The organism is Microbacterium sp. Au-Mic1, from assembly GCF_021341785.1.
Lineage (GTDB): Bacteria > Actinomycetota > Actinomycetes > Actinomycetales > Microbacteriaceae > Microbacterium.
In genome coordinates, this window is the sequence record NZ_JAJTTF010000008.1 from 13,193 (window position 1) to 31,393 (window position 18,201).

Annotated in this window: 14 protein-coding genes; 4 read left to right on the top strand and 10 right to left on the bottom strand. The window is 69.5% G+C overall.

Annotated elements, in window-relative coordinates; genetic code table 11:
- Positions 1-1,302: a sugar ABC transporter substrate-binding protein gene (locus LXM50_RS12065; protein WP_233311573.1), complete on the bottom strand. Its 1,302-nt coding sequence runs from the start codon at positions 1,300-1,302 to the stop codon at positions 1-3.
- 180 nt (positions 1,303-1,482) lie between these two features.
- Here LXM50_RS12065 and LXM50_RS12070 point away from each other — a divergent pair, with 180 nt between their 5' ends.
- Positions 1,483-2,412 (top strand): NAD(P)-dependent oxidoreductase, encoded by a 930-nt coding sequence (locus tag LXM50_RS12070; protein ID WP_308192525.1) that lies wholly within the window; start codon positions 1,483-1,485, stop codon positions 2,410-2,412.
- A gap of 87 nt (positions 2,413-2,499) precedes the next feature.
- Positions 2,500-4,161: a glycoside hydrolase family 13 protein gene (locus LXM50_RS12075; protein ID WP_233311574.1), complete on the top strand. Its 1,662-nt coding sequence runs from the start codon at positions 2,500-2,502 to the stop codon at positions 4,159-4,161.
- A 166-nt stretch (positions 4,162-4,327) separates the two neighbouring features.
- Here LXM50_RS12075 and LXM50_RS12080 read toward each other — a convergent pair whose 3' ends face one another.
- From LXM50_RS12080 to LXM50_RS12110, 7 genes are all read right to left on the bottom strand, one after another.
- Positions 4,328-5,599, bottom strand: a complete 1,272-nt coding sequence (locus LXM50_RS12080; RefSeq protein WP_233311575.1) for an MFS transporter — start codon at positions 5,597-5,599, stop codon at positions 4,328-4,330.
- A gap of 75 nt (positions 5,600-5,674) precedes the next feature.
- The gene (locus LXM50_RS12085) at positions 5,675-7,927 is read right to left on the bottom strand and encodes a glycoside hydrolase family 3 N-terminal domain-containing protein (RefSeq protein WP_233311576.1); all 2,253 of its coding nucleotides are present in this window, start codon (positions 7,925-7,927) and stop codon (positions 5,675-5,677) included.
- On the bottom strand, positions 7,924-8,982 hold the full coding sequence (locus tag LXM50_RS12090) for an ABC transporter permease (protein ID WP_374107829.1): 1,059 nt from the start codon (positions 8,980-8,982) through the stop codon (positions 7,924-7,926). Before LXM50_RS12090 ends, LXM50_RS12085 begins: the two co-directional genes overlap by 4 nt.
- Positions 8,983-8,984: 2 nt before the next feature.
- Positions 8,985-10,091 (bottom strand): ABC transporter permease, encoded by a 1,107-nt coding sequence (locus LXM50_RS12095; protein WP_233311577.1) that lies wholly within the window; start codon positions 10,089-10,091, stop codon positions 8,985-8,987.
- Positions 10,088-10,900: an ABC transporter ATP-binding protein gene (locus LXM50_RS12100; protein ID WP_233311578.1), complete on the bottom strand. Its 813-nt coding sequence runs from the start codon at positions 10,898-10,900 to the stop codon at positions 10,088-10,090. Before LXM50_RS12100 ends, LXM50_RS12095 begins: the two co-directional genes overlap by 4 nt.
- On the bottom strand, positions 10,897-11,721 hold the full coding sequence (locus LXM50_RS12105) for an ABC transporter ATP-binding protein (protein ID WP_233311579.1): 825 nt from the start codon (positions 11,719-11,721) through the stop codon (positions 10,897-10,899). Before LXM50_RS12105 ends, LXM50_RS12100 begins: the two co-directional genes overlap by 4 nt.
- 79 nt (positions 11,722-11,800) lie before the next feature.
- Positions 11,801-13,474: an ABC transporter substrate-binding protein gene (locus LXM50_RS12110; RefSeq protein ID WP_233311580.1), complete on the bottom strand. Its 1,674-nt coding sequence runs from the start codon at positions 13,472-13,474 to the stop codon at positions 11,801-11,803.
- Between the two features lie 147 nt (positions 13,475-13,621).
- On the opposite strand from LXM50_RS12110, the gene LXM50_RS12115 reads away from it, so the two are divergent.
- Positions 13,622-14,338, top strand: coding sequence for a TetR/AcrR family transcriptional regulator (locus LXM50_RS12115; RefSeq protein ID WP_233311581.1), 717 nt, complete (start codon positions 13,622-13,624; stop codon positions 14,336-14,338).
- A 61-nt stretch (positions 14,339-14,399) separates the two neighbouring features.
- Positions 14,400-15,614, top strand: coding sequence for an amidohydrolase (locus tag LXM50_RS12120; protein WP_233311582.1), 1,215 nt, complete (start codon positions 14,400-14,402; stop codon positions 15,612-15,614).
- Here LXM50_RS12120 and LXM50_RS12125 read toward each other — a convergent pair.
- Together LXM50_RS12125 and LXM50_RS12130 are read right to left on the bottom strand one after the other, a co-directional pair.
- Positions 15,583-16,545, bottom strand: coding sequence for a class C sortase (locus LXM50_RS12125; protein WP_233311583.1), 963 nt, complete (start codon positions 16,543-16,545; stop codon positions 15,583-15,585). The genes LXM50_RS12120 and LXM50_RS12125 overlap by 32 nt on opposite strands.
- A 169-nt stretch (positions 16,546-16,714) precedes the next feature.
- Positions 16,715-18,121 carry a SpaH/EbpB family LPXTG-anchored major pilin gene (locus LXM50_RS12130; protein WP_233311584.1) on the bottom strand — a complete coding sequence of 469 codons (1,407 nt, stop codon included), beginning with the start codon at positions 18,119-18,121 and terminating at the stop codon, positions 16,715-16,717.
- Between the last annotated feature and the right edge of the window lie 80 nt (positions 18,122-18,201).

The window sequence follows — 18,201 nt, forward strand, 5'->3', positions numbered from 1 at the left end:
TCACTTGCCGTCCTGGACCAGCTTGCCGACCGCGTCGAGCGTGGCCTGCGCGTCCTGCTTGCCCTGGTAGAGGGCGAGGAACTGGTCGCCGATGCCACCGCGGATGCCCGGAAGGCGCGCCTCGGTCGGATAGTTGACGAAGCCGATGTCGCGCATGTCGAGGAAGCTCTGCGCGTGCGCCGGGTAGCCGTCCAGCACCACCTTGTCGGCACCCTTGATGGACGGCACCGCGTTGCCGCCGCCCTGCAGGCGGAGGGTCTGCCCCTCGGCCGAGAGGAACTCGGTCCAGAAGGTGAACGCCGCGTCCTTGACCTTGGTCCCCTTGTTGATCGCGAGGAACGAGGTGGCGACGCCCGTGGGCGCGGCCTTGCCGTCGGGCGTCGGCCACGGTGCGATGTCGTACGAGTCCTTCACACCGGCGGCCTCGACGGTGCCGATCGTGTAACGCCCCTGTACGAAGAACCCGGCCTTGTGCGAGACGAAGACACTGTCGGCGCCCGCCCCATCGGGAAGGGTGTCGGCGACGAGGAACGTCTTGTCCTGGAACAGGGATCCGAACTGATCGAGCGCCTTGACGGCGTCGGCGTCCTTGTTCGCGACGAACTTCCCGCTCTTGTCGTAGGGGGCGGAGACGCCCTGAGAGCTCAGCCAGCTCCACTGCGTGGCCCAGTAGTTCCAGAACATCGTGCCGGTGAGCCCGGCGTCGTGGAGCTTCTTGTTCATGTCCAGGAACGCGCTCGTGGTCCACTTGCCCTCGGCGGCGAGGGTCGCGGGGTCGTCGGTGACGCCTGCGGCCTTCAGCGCCTCCTTGTCGTACCAGAACACGTCGGGGTTCGAGTCGTTCGGAGCGGCGTAGATCTCGCCGTCCTTCTCCGCCGCACCGAACAGGCCCGGCGAGAAGTCGTCGACCTTGCTCTGGCTCTTGGGGCCGTTCATCAGGCTCTTGAGCGGCATCAGCCGATTCGATCCGACGAACTGGCCGATCATGTCGTCGCCGACGTAGAAGACGTCGGGCGCCGTGTTGCTGGTGAGCTGCGCGAGGAGCTTGGAGTGATAGTCGTCATAGCCGGCGACGGGCTGCAGCTTGACGGTGATGTCGGGGTGGCGCTTCATGAACTCCTTGTCGAAGTCCTGATAGCGCTTGAGCTCGTCGGCGCTGCCCCACGTGGACCAGACCACGGTGGTCTTCCCGCCGGCGGCACCGCCGGACGCGCCACCGCTGCACGCGGCGAGACCGAGCATCAGGGCGCCGGCGGACACTGCCGCGAGCGTGCGCAGGAGTCGAGGGTTCGAGCGGGGCATGGCGCCACCTCTTTCGTCGTTGAAGGGCAGATCAGAGGGTCGGGACGCACTCAGTATTATGTATACAGATGACATTTGTCAACGCCTGCCCGGCCAGGTCGGTCTGCGTCGGGCCCGGTCGGGCCACGCACTGTCGAGTGGTCCGATCCGGAGTCGCGCCGCGGGGCCTACGCTCGAGGGGTGAGCCTGCTCGTCACCGTCCCCACCGCCGAACTCGCCGCCGACATCGCCGCCCAGGGCCCGCTGCCCGAGGGCGTGGCGGTGCAGGTCTGGGACATGACCACGCCCCCGCCCGCACCTCGGATCGACATCGTCGTGCCGTCCTACCTCGGCCGGCAGCGCTTCTCCGCGCTGGACGGCGTCGACGTGGGCCTCGTGCAGGGGCAGATGATCGGCTACGAAGCCGTGATCGACCGGGTGCCCGCGGGCGTGCCGTTCGCCAACGCCGCCAGCGTGCATGAGCCGGCGACCGCCGAGCTCGCGCTCGCTCTGACCCTCGCGGCGCAGCGCGAACTGCCGAGGTTCGTGCGCGCGCAGGATGCCGGAGTGTGGGACAGGGCGTTCACCTCGAGCCTCGCGGACCGGCGCGTGCTGCTGGTCGGCATCGGCGGAGTAGGCAAGGCCGTCGCCCGGCGCCTGGCCGGCTTCGAGACCACGATCACCGCCGTCGCGCAGACCGCCCGCACCGAGGTGATCGACGGCGTCGGCGAGATCACCGTGCACGCCCTCGCCGACCTGCCCGCGCTGCTCCCCGACGCCGAGATCGTCATCCTGTCGCTGCCGGGCGGATCCGCCACGCACCGGCTGTTCGACGCCGGCATGCTCGCGCACATGGCCGACGGAGCACTGCTCGTCAACGTGGGCCGCGGCACGCTCGTCGACACGGAGGCACTGGTCGCCGAGAACGGCCGGATCCGCGCCGCGCTGGACGTCATGGATCCGGAGCCGCTGCCCGAAGGCCACCCGCTGTGGAGCACCCCCGGAGTGCTGTTCACCCCGCACGTCGGCGGCGCCTCGACCGCCATGAGCCCGCGCATCGCCGCGCTGATGCGCACCCAGATCGACCGCATGCGCGCGGGCGAGGAGCCGGTGAACCTCATCGCCCGCTGAATTCCGAGCGAAGACGGATCCGCTTCCGCTCGAACCGATTCGATCCGCGCGTTTCCGGGATTCACCGGGTCCCGGTACCCTGATCGCATGGCCGAGATCGAGCAGCAGTCCGCCCCCGGATCCGAGTGGTGGCGCACCGCCGTCATCTACCAGATCTACCCGCGCTCCTTCGCCGACGCCGACGGCGACGGCATCGGCGACCTGCCCGGCATCACCTCCCGGCTGGACGCACTGCAGGAGCTCGGCGTCGACGCGATCTGGCTGAGCCCGTTCATGCCCAGCCCGCAGAAGGACGCCGGCTACGACGTCTCGGACTACCGGGGCGTCGATACGCTGTTCGGCACGCTCGACGACTTCGACGCGATGCTGGCCGCCGCGCACGCCCGCAGCATCCGCGTGATCGTCGACCTGGTGCCGAACCACTCCTCCGACCAGCACCGCTGGTTCCAGGAGGCGCTGACCGCGGCCCCGGGCAGCCCCGAGCGAGCGCGCTACATCTTCCGCGACGGCAAGGGCGAGCACGGCGAGCTGCCGCCGAACAACTGGCAGAGCGTGTTCGGCGGCGGTATGTGGACCCGGGTCACCGAACCCGACGGCACGCCCGGCCAGTGGTACCTGCACATCTTCGATGAGAGCCAGCCCGACTTCGACTGGACGAACGAGGAGGTGCGCGAGGAGTTCCGCGGCGTGCTGCGCTTCTGGCTCGACCGCGGCGTCGACGGCTTCCGGGTGGATGTCGCGCACGGCATGATCAAGAAGGCGGGGCTGCCCGACTACACGCCCGGCGACGGGGCCGACTCGATGGGCGGCGATCAGGAGGACGTGCCGTACTGGGGCCAGCCCGGCGTGCACGAGATCTACCGCGACTGGCACGAGGTGCTCGCCGGTTACGACGGCGACCGCGCCCTGTGCGCGGAGGCGTGGCTGCCCACGCTCGATCAGATCGCGCTGTGGGTGCGCCCCGACGAGATGAACCAGGCGTTCAACTTCAACTACCTGATGACGCCGTGGGACGCCGCCGAGCTGCGCGCCGTGATCCGCGACTCCCTCGACGCGTTCGGCGCGGTCGGCGCGCCGAGCACCTGGGTGCTGTCCAACCACGACGTCGTACGTCACGCCTCGCGGCTCGCGCTCACCTGGGACAACCCTCAGGGCGAGGGCATCGGCCCGCGGGACGAGCCGAAGCCCGACCGTGCCCTCGGCCTGGCGCGCGCCCGCGCCGCGACCACCGTGATGCTGTCGCTGCCCGGATCCGCCTACCTGTACCAGGGCGAAGAGCTGGGCCTTCCCGAGGCGATGGAGATCCCCGACGAGTTCCGGCAGGATCCGACCTGGTTCCGCACGGACGGCGAGCGCTACGGCCGCGACGGCTGCCGTGTGCCGTTGCCGTGGAGCGGCACGACCCCGTCGTACGGCTTCAACGAAACCGGCGCCTCATGGCTGCCGCAGCCCGCCGAGTGGGCGGAGTATGCGCGCGCCGCTGAGGAGGGCGCGGGCGGGTCCACTCTGGAGCTGTACAAGACGCTGCTCCGGCTGCGCAAGGAGCGCGGGCTCGGATCCGGCTCCCTCGTCTGGGAGGAGCTCGGATCCGACGCGGTCGCGTTCCGGCGCGGCGACCTGCACGTCGCGGCGAACCTCGGCGAGACGCCCCTGCCGCTCCCGCCGGGTGCCGCGGTCGTGGTGCACAGTGCCCCGGAAGCGGGGACGGTATTGCCGCCGAACTCCGCCGCCTGGTACACGATCGGCTGAGGCGCCGACGATCGTCGGGTCGTCGAACACGACTTTCCCCCGGGGTCGTTGAGCGAGGACGCCGAAGGCGACCGAGACGAAACGCAGCGGTCTCGCGAGAGCGCCGCGTTTCGTCTCGCTCCTCGCTACGCTCGGTGCTCGCTCAACGACCCCGGGAAGCGACCCCTCAGGCGGGCTCGACCGCGCCGATCGGCGGCTCAGCGGGCCCGACCGGACCGGAGCCGAGGGGGCCGACTTCGACATGCGCTCGGGCGCGGCGCCGGTGCCCCACCGCCGTGGCGACCTGCACCCCGAGCGTCACCGCGAGCACGACGCCCGACAGCAGCAGGAGCTGATCCGGCAGGGCACCCTCGGCGAGCGCGAGTCCGCCGAGGGCGCTGCCCAGCGCGCTGCCCAGCATCATGGCGCTGTTGTTGAGCGCGAGCACGAGCGCGGCCACTGCGGGCGGCACCATCGTGGCCAGCCGCGTCTGGGCGGCCACGCCCGATCCGCCGTTGAAGAACGCGCAGACCAGGAACCAGGCGAGCCCGGCGACCGCGCCTGCAGCGCCCGGGAGCATGAGCCCCGCCCAGCCGAGCAGAGCGGCGGCGAGCACCGTGGCGACGATGACCGTGAGCACCGCGACGGGTCCGCGGCGGTCGGTCACGCGACCCGACACGATGTTGCCGGCCAGGCTCACGATGCCGTAGCCGAACAGCGCGCCGATGATGGGGTACCCCTCACCGATCCGCGGGCCCAGGATGAGCGTGGCGTAGGTGAAGCAGAGATAGCTCGCACACATGAGACCCATCGGCACCAGCAGCACCGCCAGGATCGCCGGGCGCGTGAGCGGACTGAGAGCCTCGCGCAGCGACAGCGGCGGCAGGTGCAGCGGGCGCACCTTCGCCAGGATCCCCACGAGTGCGGCAGCGCCGACGCCGACCACGAGGAACAGCGGGATCCGCCAGTCGCTCTGCCCGATCACGAGCCCGACGGGCACGCCGAGAGCGGTCGCGAACAAGAATCCGCCCATCACGAGCGAGAGCGCGCGACCACGGTACTGCTCGGGGGTGCGCGCGATGACGTAGGAACCGATCACGGCGTTCAGCAGCGCGCCGCCGAGGGCCGAGACCACCCGGCCGCTCATCGCCCAGAAGTAGGTGGGCGCGAGCCCGACCATCAGGTTGCCGAGCACGAACACGCTGAGGGACAGCACGATCGTGGACTTGCGCTCCCACCGTCCCGTGAGCGCGCCGAGCACGGGTCCGGCGATCGCGCCGGTCGCCGCGAACACGCTCATGAGCTGCCCGGCCGCCGCCGCATCCACGTCGAGGTCGGTCGCGATCTGGGGCAGCAGCCCCGCCAGCACGTAGCCGTCGATCCCCATCGAGAAGGTCGCGACAGCGAGCCAGATCAGCGCTCCGGGCTGGAAGCGGGTGTCGTCAGCAGTCGTTCGCACCAGGTCATCCAACCAGAGCGGATCCGGTCCCCGCTCCCCTTTTGCAAGGATTCCGGACGAATCGTCGGATCCGCCTCAGCCCACCACCTCGAACGCGGCCGACAGCAGGGTCTCCTCACGCGAGGACGGGCCGACCAAGAGCTCGAACGCGCCGGGTTCGACGCGGCGGATCCCCTCCGCATCGACGATCGTGCAGTCGCCGACCGGCAGCTCCAGCCGCACCCGAGCGGACTCCCCCGGCGCGAGCTGCACCTGGCGGTACGCCTTGAGCTCCTTGTCGGTCCAGCTCGCACTCGTCACGACGTCGCGCACGTACACCTGCACGGTCTCGCGGACCGGGCGGGATCCGGCGTTGGCCACCGTCACCTCCGCGATGATCGTGTCGTCCGCGCCCAGTGTCGAGGACACCAGCCCGAGCGCGGAGTACTCCACGGTCGTGTACGAGAGCCCGTCCCCGAACGTCCACGCCGGCGCCTGGGTCAGGTCGGCGTACCGCGTGCCGTGCTGCCCGCGGATCTGGTTGTAGTAGGTCGGCTGCTGACCGACATGGCGTGCGAACGAGATCGGCAGGCGCCCGGATGGCTCGATCGCTCCGGTGATGAGCTCGGCGATCGCACGCCCTCCGCGCATGCCGGGGTTCGCGGCCCAGATCACCGCGGCGGCCTTCGCCGTCGAGGCGGGCAGCACGAGCGGCTTGGAGGCGAGGAGCACGACAACCACGGGCGTGCCCGTCGCGATCAGCGCGTCCAGCAGGGCGTTCTGGCCGCCGATGAGCTCCAGGGTCGCGGTCGAGCGCCCCTCGCCGACGAGCTCGATCCGATCCCCGACCACCGCCACCACGACGTCCGCGGCCTCCGCGGCCCGCACCGCCTCGGCGAGGAGTCGCGGATCGGATGCGGCCGGCACCACGACCGGCGGCCGGGGCTGCCCGTCCGGGAAGGTCGCACCGAGCGGGTCGTCCTCGAGCGTGAGGATGTCCGCCCCGTGCGCGTGGCGCACGGCAAGTCCGTCGACGGCGCGGAGTCCGTCGAGCACGGTGGTGATCATCTCGCGGGGCTGCCCGTCGAGCCAGCCCGCCTGGCCGGATCCGCCGGCCCAGTCGCCGAGCTGCGTCTGCGCGTCGTCGGCGAGCGGGCCCACCACGGCGACGCGGATCGGATCCGCCGACGTCAGCGACGCGGCCCCACCCAGCGGCAGCACCCCGTCATTCTCCAGGAGCACGAGGGAGCGCCGCGCCACCTCGAGGTTGAGGTCGGAATGCGCTCCGCTGCCCACCACGGCGTCCAGCCCGGGCGAAGGCAGACGCGGGTCTTCGAAGAGGCCGAGGTCGAACTTCAGCGTGAGGATGCGCGCGACGGCGGCGTCGAACGCCTCGGGCTCGAGCATGCCCTGCTGCACGGCCTCGAGCGCGCCCTCGTAGAAGTGCGGTGTCGTCATGACCATGTCATTGCCCGCGGTGACCGCGGCGGCCGCCGCGTGCGCGTAGTCGGGCTGCACGCGCTGCTCCCAGACCATGCGGCCCACGTTGTCCCAGTCGGTGATGAGGGTGCCCGTGTATCCCCACTCGCCGCGCAGCACGTCGCTGAGCAGCCAGTCGTTGACCGTGATCGGCACCCCGTCGGTGGTCTGGTAGCCGAGCATGAACGTCCGGCAGCCCTCCCGGGCGACCCGCTCGAACGGCGGCAGGAACCACGATCGCAGCTTGCGGCGGGAGATGTCCGCCTCGGACGCGTCCCGCCCGCCCTGCGTCTCCGAGTAGCCGGCGAAGTGCTTCGCGGTGGCCAGGATCGCGGTCGGATCCGACAGCCCCTCTCCCTGGTACCCGCGCACCATCGCGGACGCGAGCTCGCCGATGAGGAACGGATCCTCGCCGAAGGTCTCGCTGATCCGCCCCCAGCGCAGGTCACGCGCGATGCACAGCACGGGCGAGAACGTCCAGTGGATCCCGGTCGCCGCGACCTCCTCAGCCGTGGCGCGGGCCACGTGCTCGATCAGGGCCGGATCCCAGGTGGCGGCCATCCCGAGCTGGGTCGGGTAGATGGTCGCGCCGGGCCAGAACGAGTGCCCGTGGATGCAGTCCTCGCCCACCAGCAGCGGGATCCGCAGCCGCGTCTCGGCGGTCAGCCGATTCGCCTCGAGGATCCGCTCGGGCGACGTGTGCAGGATCGAGCCGGCATGACGCCGCAGCACGTGGTCGCGCAGGTCGTCGCGCGCGTCGAGCTGCAGCATCTGACCGACCTTCTCCTCCACGGTCATGCGGCCCAGGAGGTCGGCGACCCGCTCGGCCGTGCCGAGGCTCGGGTCGCGGAAGGGCAGGAGGTCGCTCATACGGGGGTGCTCTCTTGATCGGATCCGGTCGTCGCCGGGGAGGGGATGGTCCGCACGGCGGTCACCGCGGCGTTCGCGTCGATGCCGCGCTTCTTCAGGGCGCGGGCCCGCTCACCGGCGGAGCGCAGGCGCGGGTTGACGTACTCGTCGATGCCGAAGTTGATGAGGGCAAGTGCGACGCCGAGCAGCGCGATGCACAGACCCGCCGGCACGTACCACCACCAGTAATCGGGGAACGCGCTGTTCTGCTGCGCCCAGAACAGGATGGTGCCCCAGTTCAGGTTCGACACCGGGATCACCCCGATGAACGCGAGGGTCGTGAGCCCCAGCACCGCGGCGGTCATCGTTCCGACGAAGCTCGAGGCGATGATCGCCATCAGGTTCGGCAGCATCTCGACCAGGATGATCCGGTGCAGCGGCTCGCCGTTGGCGCGCGCGGCCTGGATGAAGTCCCGGTTGCGCAGCGACATGGTCTGCGCGCGCAGGACCCTCGCTCCCCACGCCCATCCGGTGAGTCCCAGCACGGCCGCGATGACGACCAGCGGCGGATCCTCGAACTGCGAGGCGATGATGATCATCAGGGGCAGGCCGGGCAGCACGAGGAACACGTTCGACAGCGCCGACAGCGACTCGCTCTTCCACCCGCGCAGGTAGCCCGCGGTCACCCCGACGACGATCGCGACGACGGTGGCCATGATCGTGGCGAGGAAGCCGACCACGAGCACGCCGCGGGTTCCGTACACGAGCTGGCTGAACACGTCCTCGCCGATGTGCGTCGTCCCGAGCAGATGCTGCCAGGACGGGGGCTGCAGCGTCGCATCGAGGTGCTGCACGCTCGGTCCGTACGGGGCGATCCACGGTGCGAAGACCGCCACGAGGATGAACACGCCGAGGATGATCAGCCCGGCAGCCGACTTGCGGTTGCCGAACATCGCGAGCGAGGCCCCCAGCTGGGTCCAGAACGTCTTGCGAGGCGCGGGAGTGCGCTCTGCGGTGAGAAGGACGGCGGTGGCGGGGACGCCGGCACCGGTCCGGTCGTCTGCGGGAATCGTCATGATCAGGCCTCCGTCTGACGGGTGCGGGGGTCGAGGATGGCGTACGCGATGTCGGCAATGATGTTCGCGACGAGAACCGCCATGACGAGCACGAGGAAGATGCCCTGCATGAGCGCGTAGTCCTTCGCATTGGTGGCGCTCAGCAGCAGCAGGCCGATGCCCGGATAGGAGAACACCATCTCCATCACGATCGTGCCGCCCACGATGAAGCCGAGGGAGAGCGCGAAGCTCTGGATCTGCGGCAGCACCGCGTTGCGCGCGGCATAGCGCCAGAGCACGCGGCGGTTCGGCATGCCCTTGGCCTGCGCGACCGTGATGTAGTCCTCGTCGAGGACGGTGAGCATCATGTTCCGCATGCCGAGCACCCAGCCGCCCACCGATGCGATCACGATCGTGATCATCGGGAGCGCGCCGTGCGAGAGCACCTGCCCGATGAAGTCGGCGTTCCAGCCCGGATCCACACCGACCTCGTACGCGTGTCCGGCGGGGAACCAGCCGAGCACGGTCGAGAACACGGCGATGAAGATCAGCCCCAGCCAGAAGTAGGGCACGGTGCCGAGGAACGTCGTCACCGGGACCAGCACGTCGAGACGTCCGCCGCGCCGCCATCCGACCACGGCGCCGAGGCTCGTGCCGACGAGGAAGGAGACGATCGTGGCGAAGCCGACCAGCCCCAGCGTCCAGGGCAGCGCCGCGGCGATCGCGTCGCCCACGGGCGCCATGCCGGTGGAGATCGAGACGCCCAGGTCGCCGCGCAGCAGCATGCCCCAGTAGTCGAGGTACTGCTGCCACAACGGCACCGAGGAGTCGAGGCCGAACATGAGGCGCAGAGCCTTCTCCGCCGCCGGCGTGAGCTGCCCCTGGCTGCGGGCCATGTAGGAGTCGACCGCATCGCCCTTCATCATGCGGGGGATGAAGAAGTTGATCGTGATGGCCGCCCACGCGGTGAACAGGTAGAACGCCGCGCGACCGCCGATGAACCGCCACGGCACGCGGATCCGTCCGCCGCGTTCGGCCTTCGTCGCCGTGGTCCCGACGAGGGTCGGGTCGACGGCCGTCGAGGCGACGGCCTCCCGCTCGGTCGCGGGCGCGGACGTGTCGGCGCTCATCGCGCACCTCCGGAGGTCTGAACCGACCGGGCGCGGAAGAACGCTTCGGGGTCGGGGGATGCGGCGCGCAGCTCCCGGGTGTACGGGTCCTGCGGGGTGAGGATGACGTCGTCGGCGGGGCCGCGTTCCACGACCCTGCCCTGGTTGAGCACCATGATCTCGTCGCTGAAGTGCCGCGCGGTGGCGAGGTCATGGGTGATGTAGAGCACTCCGAGCCCCTCTTCGCGCTGCAGGTCGGCGAGCAGGTTCAGCACCCCGAGGCGGATCGACACGTCGAGCATCGACACGGGCTCGTCGGCGACGAGCAGCGCAGGGCGGGAGGCGAGCGCGCGGGCGATCGCGACGCGCTGGCGCTGGCCGCCGGAGAGCTCGTGCGGGCGGCGCTCCATCACCGCGTCCGGATCCAGGCGCACCCGCTCGAGCAGACGGCGCACCTCGCCCTCGATCTCCCTGCTCGGCACGACGTGGTCCAGGCGCAGCGGACGCTCGACGTGATGCCGGATCGAGTGGTACGGATTCAGCGACGCGAACGGATCCTGGAACACCATGCGCAGCTGCTGCCGATATCTGCGCAGTCCCTTCCCGCGGCTCGGGATCGGAGCGCCGTCGAGCAGCACCTCGCCGTGCGTCGGCGTCTCCAGCTGGGTGAGGATCTTCGCGATCGTGGACTTGCCGCTGCCCGACTGGCCGACGAGCCCGATCGTCCGGTGCGACTCGAGCGTGAAGCTCACATCGTCCAGCGCCTTCATCTGGCCGGAGCCGCGGACGTTGTAGATCTTGGTGACGCCCCGGAACTCGAGCGTGGTCATCGCACCACCACCCCCCGCTCGCCGGTCAGCCGCGGGAACGAGCGCAGCAGGTCGCGGGTGTACTCGTGCTGCGGATCGGTCCACAGCCGTTCGGCGTCGGCGAGCTCGACGATCTCGCCCTCGCGCATCACGGCGATGCGATCGCTGATCTCCAGCAGCAGCGGCAGGTCGTGGGTGATGAACACGACCGAGAAGCCGAATTCGTGGCGCAGCTGCGAGATCTGCTTCAGGATCTCGCGCTGCACGAGCACGTCGAGCGCGGTGGTCGGCTCGTCCATGACCATGAGCTGCGGTCGCAGGGCGAGCGCCATCGCGATCATCACGCGCTGACGCATGCCGCCGGACAGCTCGTGCGGGTAGGACCGGATCCGCTGCCCGCCCACCTTCACGATCTCGAGCAGGTCGATCACCTCGGCCCGCCGCTGCGCGCGGCTCATCCCCGGCCGGTGCACGCGGAACACGTCGTCCAGCTGCGCGCCGATCGTCGCCACGGGGTTCAGGGCGTTCATCGCACCCTGGAACACCATCGACACCTTGTCCCAGCGGAACCGGCGCATCTGCTCGGCGTCCAGCGCGTGCAGGTCGATGTCGGAGCCGTCGGCGTCGTGGAAGACGACGCTGCCGCCGGTGATCACCGCCGGCGGCTTCAAGAGCCGCTGCACGCCGTAGGCGAGGGTGGTCTTGCCGCTGCCGCTCTCACCGGCGAGGCCGACGATCTCACCACGGCGGATGTCAATCGTGACGTTCTTCACCGCCTGCACGGGCGGATCCACGTCGTACACGACGGAGAAGTCGCGCACCGAGAGAAGGGGGTCTGTCATGGGGTGCTTTCGTGCTCGAGCGGGCAGGATCCGCGGGGTGAGGGGCCGCCGGCCCCTCACCCCGCGTGCGTCGTGCGACCTACTTGGCCGGCTTGAGGTTCATGATCACCTGAACGGCCGACGGCTGCGTCGGGTCGGCGGTCGCGTACTGATCCTTCTCACTCGGCCATCCCGTGTAGGTGCGCGTGTTGTACTCGCCCAGCTGCGGGTGCGTGCCGATCGGAATGGCCGGGACGTCCTCGACGAAGATCTTCTGCAGCTTCTCGAGGGCCGCGGTGCGGGTCGACTCGTCCGAGGCCTGCGCGTACTCCTTGAGCAGCGCCGTCGCATCGGGGTTGTCGTACCGGCCGAAGTTGTCGGAGACCTTGCCGTCGGCGGCCTGCTCCAGGTAGGAGCCGTTCATGACGTCGTCATAGATGTGCCACGGGTTGGATCCGGAGCCCGTCCAGTGCAGTGCCGCGTCGAAGTTGCCGGTCGCCATGTTCGTGAACCACGTGTCCGCGTCGGGCGTCGCCACCTTGGCATCGGCGCCCAGCGTGCTCTTGATCTGCGTGGCGACCAGCTGGATGCCGGTGACGTAGTCGTTCCAGCCCTGCGGATCCTGCAGCGTGAACGACACCGGGTTACCGGAGGGATCGATCAGCGCGCCGTCCTTCCAGGTGTACCCGGCGTCGGTGAGCACCTTCTTGGCGCCGTCGACGTCGATGCTGAAGGTCTTGTCCTTGTACTCCGCGGCGATGTACTGGTCCCCCGTCGGCTGGGGGATGCCCGTCACGCTGGTGAGCTCGGGACCGGCGTTGCTGCGGGCCTTGTCCGCGTGCGCCTTGCGGTCGACGACCATGTTCACGGCCTTGCGGAAGGCGACGTCGTTGAACGGGGCCTTCGTGGTGTTCACGAGGATCATGTCGGGGCTGAGCACGTTGGCGCCCCAGAACACGTTGTGCGCCGGATCCTTGTCGACGTAGTTCGTCTTGTAGTCGGTGATGAAGATCTGCGCCCAGTCGGCCTCCTTGCTCTGCAGTGCGCGCAGCAGTCCGGTGTTGTCGTTGTACTCGAGGTACTTGAGCTGGCCCACCGGGACCTTGCCGCCCCAGTAGTCGGTGCGGGATTTCAGCACGACGCCCTGCGAGGAGAAGCTCTTGATCGTGTAGGGACCGGTTCCGACGGCCTCCTTGACCGGATCCTTGGTCGGATCGGCGATGCTCTTCCACTGGTGCTCGGGAACGATGCTCACCTGCAGCACATCGCCCTGCTTGACGAACTTGGACTCGCTGAAGGAGAGCACGACGTTCTCGCCGTCCTTCTTGACGTCGGCGAGCTTGAGCCCGCCGAGATCGAGGGCGGGCGTGTTCTTGATGAGGTTGTAGGTGAAGACGATGTCATCCGCGGTGAAGGGCTTGCCGTCGCTCCACTTCACGTCGGCGCGAGGGGTGACGGTCAGCTGCGTGTAGTCGGCGTTCCACTCGACCTTCGATGCCAGCCAGGGTGTGGTCTCGTTCTTGCCGACCGGGTTCACCATGGCGAGCGGTTCGTAGATCATGCGGTCGTAGCCGAGGGACATGCCGGATCCGGTGGAGATGAACGGGTTGTTCGTCTGGGTCGAGAGGATGGCGGCGCCGTCCGGTTTCGCGACCGTGAGCGAACCGCCGCTCGCGCCGGAGGCGCTGGCGCCTCCCGATGAGCAGCCGGTCAGCGCCACCGCGCTGATCGCCGCGAACGCCGTCACCGCGATCAAGGTCTTCCTGAGCCTCATTGCTTCTCCTTCTGGTGGGGCACGGCCGTCGTGCGCCCATCTGGTGCGGGGTCCCGCTTCCTGGGGAATTAACTTACTAGCGGGAAAGTAAGTAAAGGTGAGGTTACCGATCAGTAAGCTGGATGACAAGCAGGGGAGGGAAACGGAATGGTCACGACCACATCGAGCCGCGTGAAGTCGCGGCCGGAGACCGAGCGCAAGCGGACCGAGATCCTGAAGGCGGCGATCGAGATCTTCGGCGCCAAGGGATCCACGAACGGCACCCTCGCCGACATCGCCGAGCAGGTCGGCATGACGCACGCCGGAGTGCTGCACCACTTCGGATCCAAGCAGAAGCTGCTGCTCGAGGTGCTCGCCTACCGCGACGAGAGCGACGTCGCAGGACTCGCCGAGAAGCACATCCCCGACGGCCCCGCGCTTTTCCTGCACCTGGTCAAGACCGCCTTCGCCAACGAGCTGAGGCCCGGCATCGTGCAGGTCTACACCGTGCTCTCCAGCGAATCCGTGACCGACGACCACCCCGCTCGCGGATTCTTCGAGCACCGTTACGCGAAGCTCCGGGCCGAGGTGTCCGCCGCATTCGGCGAGCTGTGCACCCAGGAGGGCGTGACCGACACGTCGATGATCGCGCGCGCATCCGCCTCGATCCTCGCGGTCATGGACGGCCTGCAGCTGCAGTGGCTGCTCGACCCGTCGGCCGTGGAACTCGCCGAAGCCAGCGCGTTCGCGATCCGGGCGATCGTGAACGGGGTCCTCCACCCGGGTCCGGCCCTCGAGACCTACGTCGAGGAGGCCACAGCCGGCGGCAGCGCTCCCGCCGAACCCGCTTCGCGCACCGCCCGGGCGGACCGCACGTCCCGCTGACGACACCAGGGCGTCATGCGACGAATCAGGACCGATGGCGGATCCGCGTAGGCTCAGCCCTATGACGATCGACCTCGAAGCGCTCTTCATCGACCTGCACCGCAACCCCGAGCTGTCGTTCCAGGAGGTGCGCACCGCGGGCATCGCCGCCGGGCACCTGCGAGACCTCGGGCTGGAGGTCACCGAGGGCGTCGGGCACACGGGCGTCATCGGCGTGCTGCGCAACGGCGACGGCCCCGTGGTGTGGGCGCGCGCCGACATGGATGCGCTGCCCGTCGTCGAGGAGTCGGGCCTGCCCTACGCCAGCACCGCGACCGGTGTCGACGCCGAGGGGCACGAGGTCGGCGTCATGCACGCGTGCGGACACGACATGCACGTGACCGCGATGATCGGCGCGGTGGAGGAGCTGGTCAGGACCAAGGACGACTGGTCCGGCACGCTGGTCGTGGTCATCCAGCCCGCCGAGGAGTTCGGCGCCGGCGCGCGCGCCATGCTCGACGACGGCGCCCTCGATCGCTTCCCCCGGCCTGACGTCGTGATCGGCCAGCACGTGACCCCGTTCCCCGCCGGCATGATCGGCGTGCGGCCCGGACCCCAGATGTCGGCCTCCGACGGCCTGCACGTCGTGCTGCACGGCCGCGGCGGGCACGGCTCGCGTCCGCACTCCACGATCGATCCCGTCGTCATGGCCGCGGCGACGGTGATGCGCCTGCAGACCGTGGTCTCGCGAGAGGTGGACCCGCACGATCTCGCCGTCGTCACCGTCGGTGCGATCCACGCCGGCACCAAGAACAACATCATCCCGGCCGAGGCGACGCTCGACCTCAGCCTGCGCTATCCGGACGACGCGCTGCGCACCAAGGTGCTGGCGAAGGTGGAGCGGGTGATCAAGGCCGAGGCGATGGCGAGCGGCGCGACCCAGGATCCGACGATCGAGACGCTGCACACGCTGCCCGCGACGATCAACGACGACGCCGCGACGGAGCGCGCGACGCAGGCCTTCCGCGCCGCGTTCGGCGAGGAGAACGTGATCGATCCGGGCCTGTTCACCGGCAGCGAGGACGTGTCGTGGTTCGCCCGGGATGCGGGCGTGCCGCTCGTGTTCTGGTTCTGGGGCGGCATCGCGCCGGCGCGCTACGCCGCCGCGGTGGCGCAGGGCACTGTCGACAGCGACATCGCCACCAACCACTCCCCGTTCTTCGCCGTCGAGATCCACCCCACGATCGAAGTGGGTGTCAGGGCGCTCACGGTCGCAGCCCGGGAGTTCCTGGACTGACGGATGCCCCTGCGACCGCGTCTGCTCCGCGGTCGGAGTCACGGCGAGGGCGCCCGGCGGCCACGACGACACCGGCCAGCAGAACAAGAGCGGAGCCGATCACGACCGTCCACCAGGGGAACCCGGGGATGTCCGGCGGCGTTCCGGCGGCGTCGAGGTCCTTCTGCGGGGTCGGCGTCACGCGCTCACCCGTGACCAGGATCCTGTGGCTGTTGATGCCGAGCGGGGTGCACGTCACGAGAGTGACGAGGTCTTCTCCGGGCTGCGCGCTCAGGGTCTGCGTCTCCTCGGGGAGCACGACCTTGGTGTCGCGCACCCGATAGGTCAGCACCTGCCCGAACACCTCGACCGTGAACGTGTCTCCGACCTTCAGCTGATCGAGGTTGTCGAACAGGGTCGCGCCGGCCAGGCCTCGATGCGCGGTGAGAACGGAGTGCTGATCGGCACCGCCGATGGGCAGAGAGGTGCCCTCGAGATGTCCGACGCCCTTGGTCAGGGTGGAGTCGGACGTGCCGTGGTAGATCGGGAGGTCGACGCCGATCGAGGCGATGCGCAGGCGGCCCATGACGCCATCCGCGTCGGCCCGGAGGATGCGGGGATAGTCGAATCCGGGCGCTGCTGCGGTGCTCGTCGGGATGCGCGAGCCCGGCGCGACGAGCGCCCCGCCGACGAGGGCCCTGTTGTACGCCCTCGCCTCCTCGAGCGCCTTGTCGCGCGCATCGGCCGCGGAGCCGCCGACTTCGGAGTCCACCTTCACGATCAGCTGCGACTGGTTGTACTGCGACCACCAGCTCGCCACCGTCGGGTACATCAGCACGAGGACGCCGACGAAGGCGATGGCGGCGAGGATCGCCGTCGCCCAAGGCATCCGCCATCGCCGGCGGGGTGCGGGCCTCGCGTCGCGGCGACGCATCGGCGAGGTCTGGGACACGACTGCTCCTCTCAGCCTCGATGTGCTGGGGCTAACGGATCCCGACTCCGGCCCCGGACAGCACCGGGAAGGGGCGGGAAGAAGAAGAGGAGGGCAGGAGCCTGGGGGCTCCTGCCCTCCTCGGGTCCGTGAATGCGCCTTGTGGGAAGGATCACTCACGGACGACGGATCAGTGGCGACGAGCGCGCACGCGGCGCACCAGGATCGCACTGACACCGGCCACGACCAGCAGACCGCCGACGACGGCGAACAGCGTGCTGCCCGCACCACCGGTCAGCGGCAGGTTCGGGCCGAACTGCTGGGTGTTGGAGATCGTGATGCTGGTCGGGTTGGCCTGACCGTTGGCGGTCACCGTGACCTGCGTCCACGGGTCGGCAGGGAGCACGTAGCCGGCCGGAGCCTGGGTCTCCTTGAGCCAGTAGTCCTTGCTCTTCACGTCGTTGTTTCCGACCCACAGGCCGTCGATCAGGATCTGGCCGTTGGCGTCGGTCGTGACGGGGCCGGCGACCTTGGTGCCGTTCTTGGCGTCGTAGACCTCGAAGATCGCACCCTGGAGCGTGTTCTTCGTGGTGCCGTCCTGCTTGACGACCTTCAGCGGACCCCAGTTGGTCTGCGGGGTGTTGGTCGTGCGGTCGGAGCCGTTGGTGTTGACGACGGCCGTGTTCAGGATCTGGCCATCGGCACCGAGCGAGGTCACGGTCGTGGTGATGTCCGCGGTCACGGCGGTCTTGCCTGCGAGCTTGCCCAGTCCGGTCGCCGTGAAGGTGATCACGGTGTTGCCGGAGACGGTGTAGTCCGTGCCCTCCACGAGGGTGGTGCCGTCGACCTTGACCACGGCGCCGACGTAGGTCAGGCGCGGGTCGAGGTTGTCGGTGATCGAGAAGCTGCGGTAGGTGTCACCTGCGGCCAGGGCGGGGATCGGCGCGTTGACCGTCCACACGATCTGCGAGCCCAGCACCGGCGCCTTCGGGTCGGCGACGGTCTTGGTCGGCTCCGTGGAGTTCAGCTTGTTCTTCGGGTAGACGTGCACGTTGTAGAGCCAGGTGCCCTGGTTCGGGTACGGGACCGACACGAGGAACGGCTGCACCGGCGAGACGATCGGGTTCGCGCCGGGGCTGGTCTCGGTCACCAGGTACAGGCCGTACGGCAGGTTCGAGACCACGGCCTGGCCGGAGGCGTCGGTGGTCGCCGTGGTGCCGGCGGCGAGGGAGAACGGCGCCGACGACACGTTCGCGGGCGTCGCGGTCTTCGCCTGGTCCCAGCCTGCGGCAGTGGTGAGGTCGATCGGAGTGCCGTTCGCGCTCACGCGCTGAACGCTGAACTGCACACCCTCGAGGCCCTGCCCGAGTGCGGCGATCTTCGCGGGGTCGGTGATCTGGGTGCCGTCACCCGCGGCGCCGGGGTCGCCGGCGTGCTTGTGGATGGTGATGCTGCCCGTGGTGCCCGTGATGTTCGACGGGCTCAGGGTGTCGGCGGCGTTCGCGGCCGGCGACACGGCGAGGGCGCCGAGGGCGGCGAGAGCCGCGACTCCGAGCCCGGCTGCGAGCTTGCGCAGCCCGAGAGACCTGCTGGTCATTTCCGTTCCTGCTTTCTTTGTCGTTCGTCGACCGACACCCGTCGGCCGACAGTTGTCCTGCTGTCGGTTGAGGCGGGTGA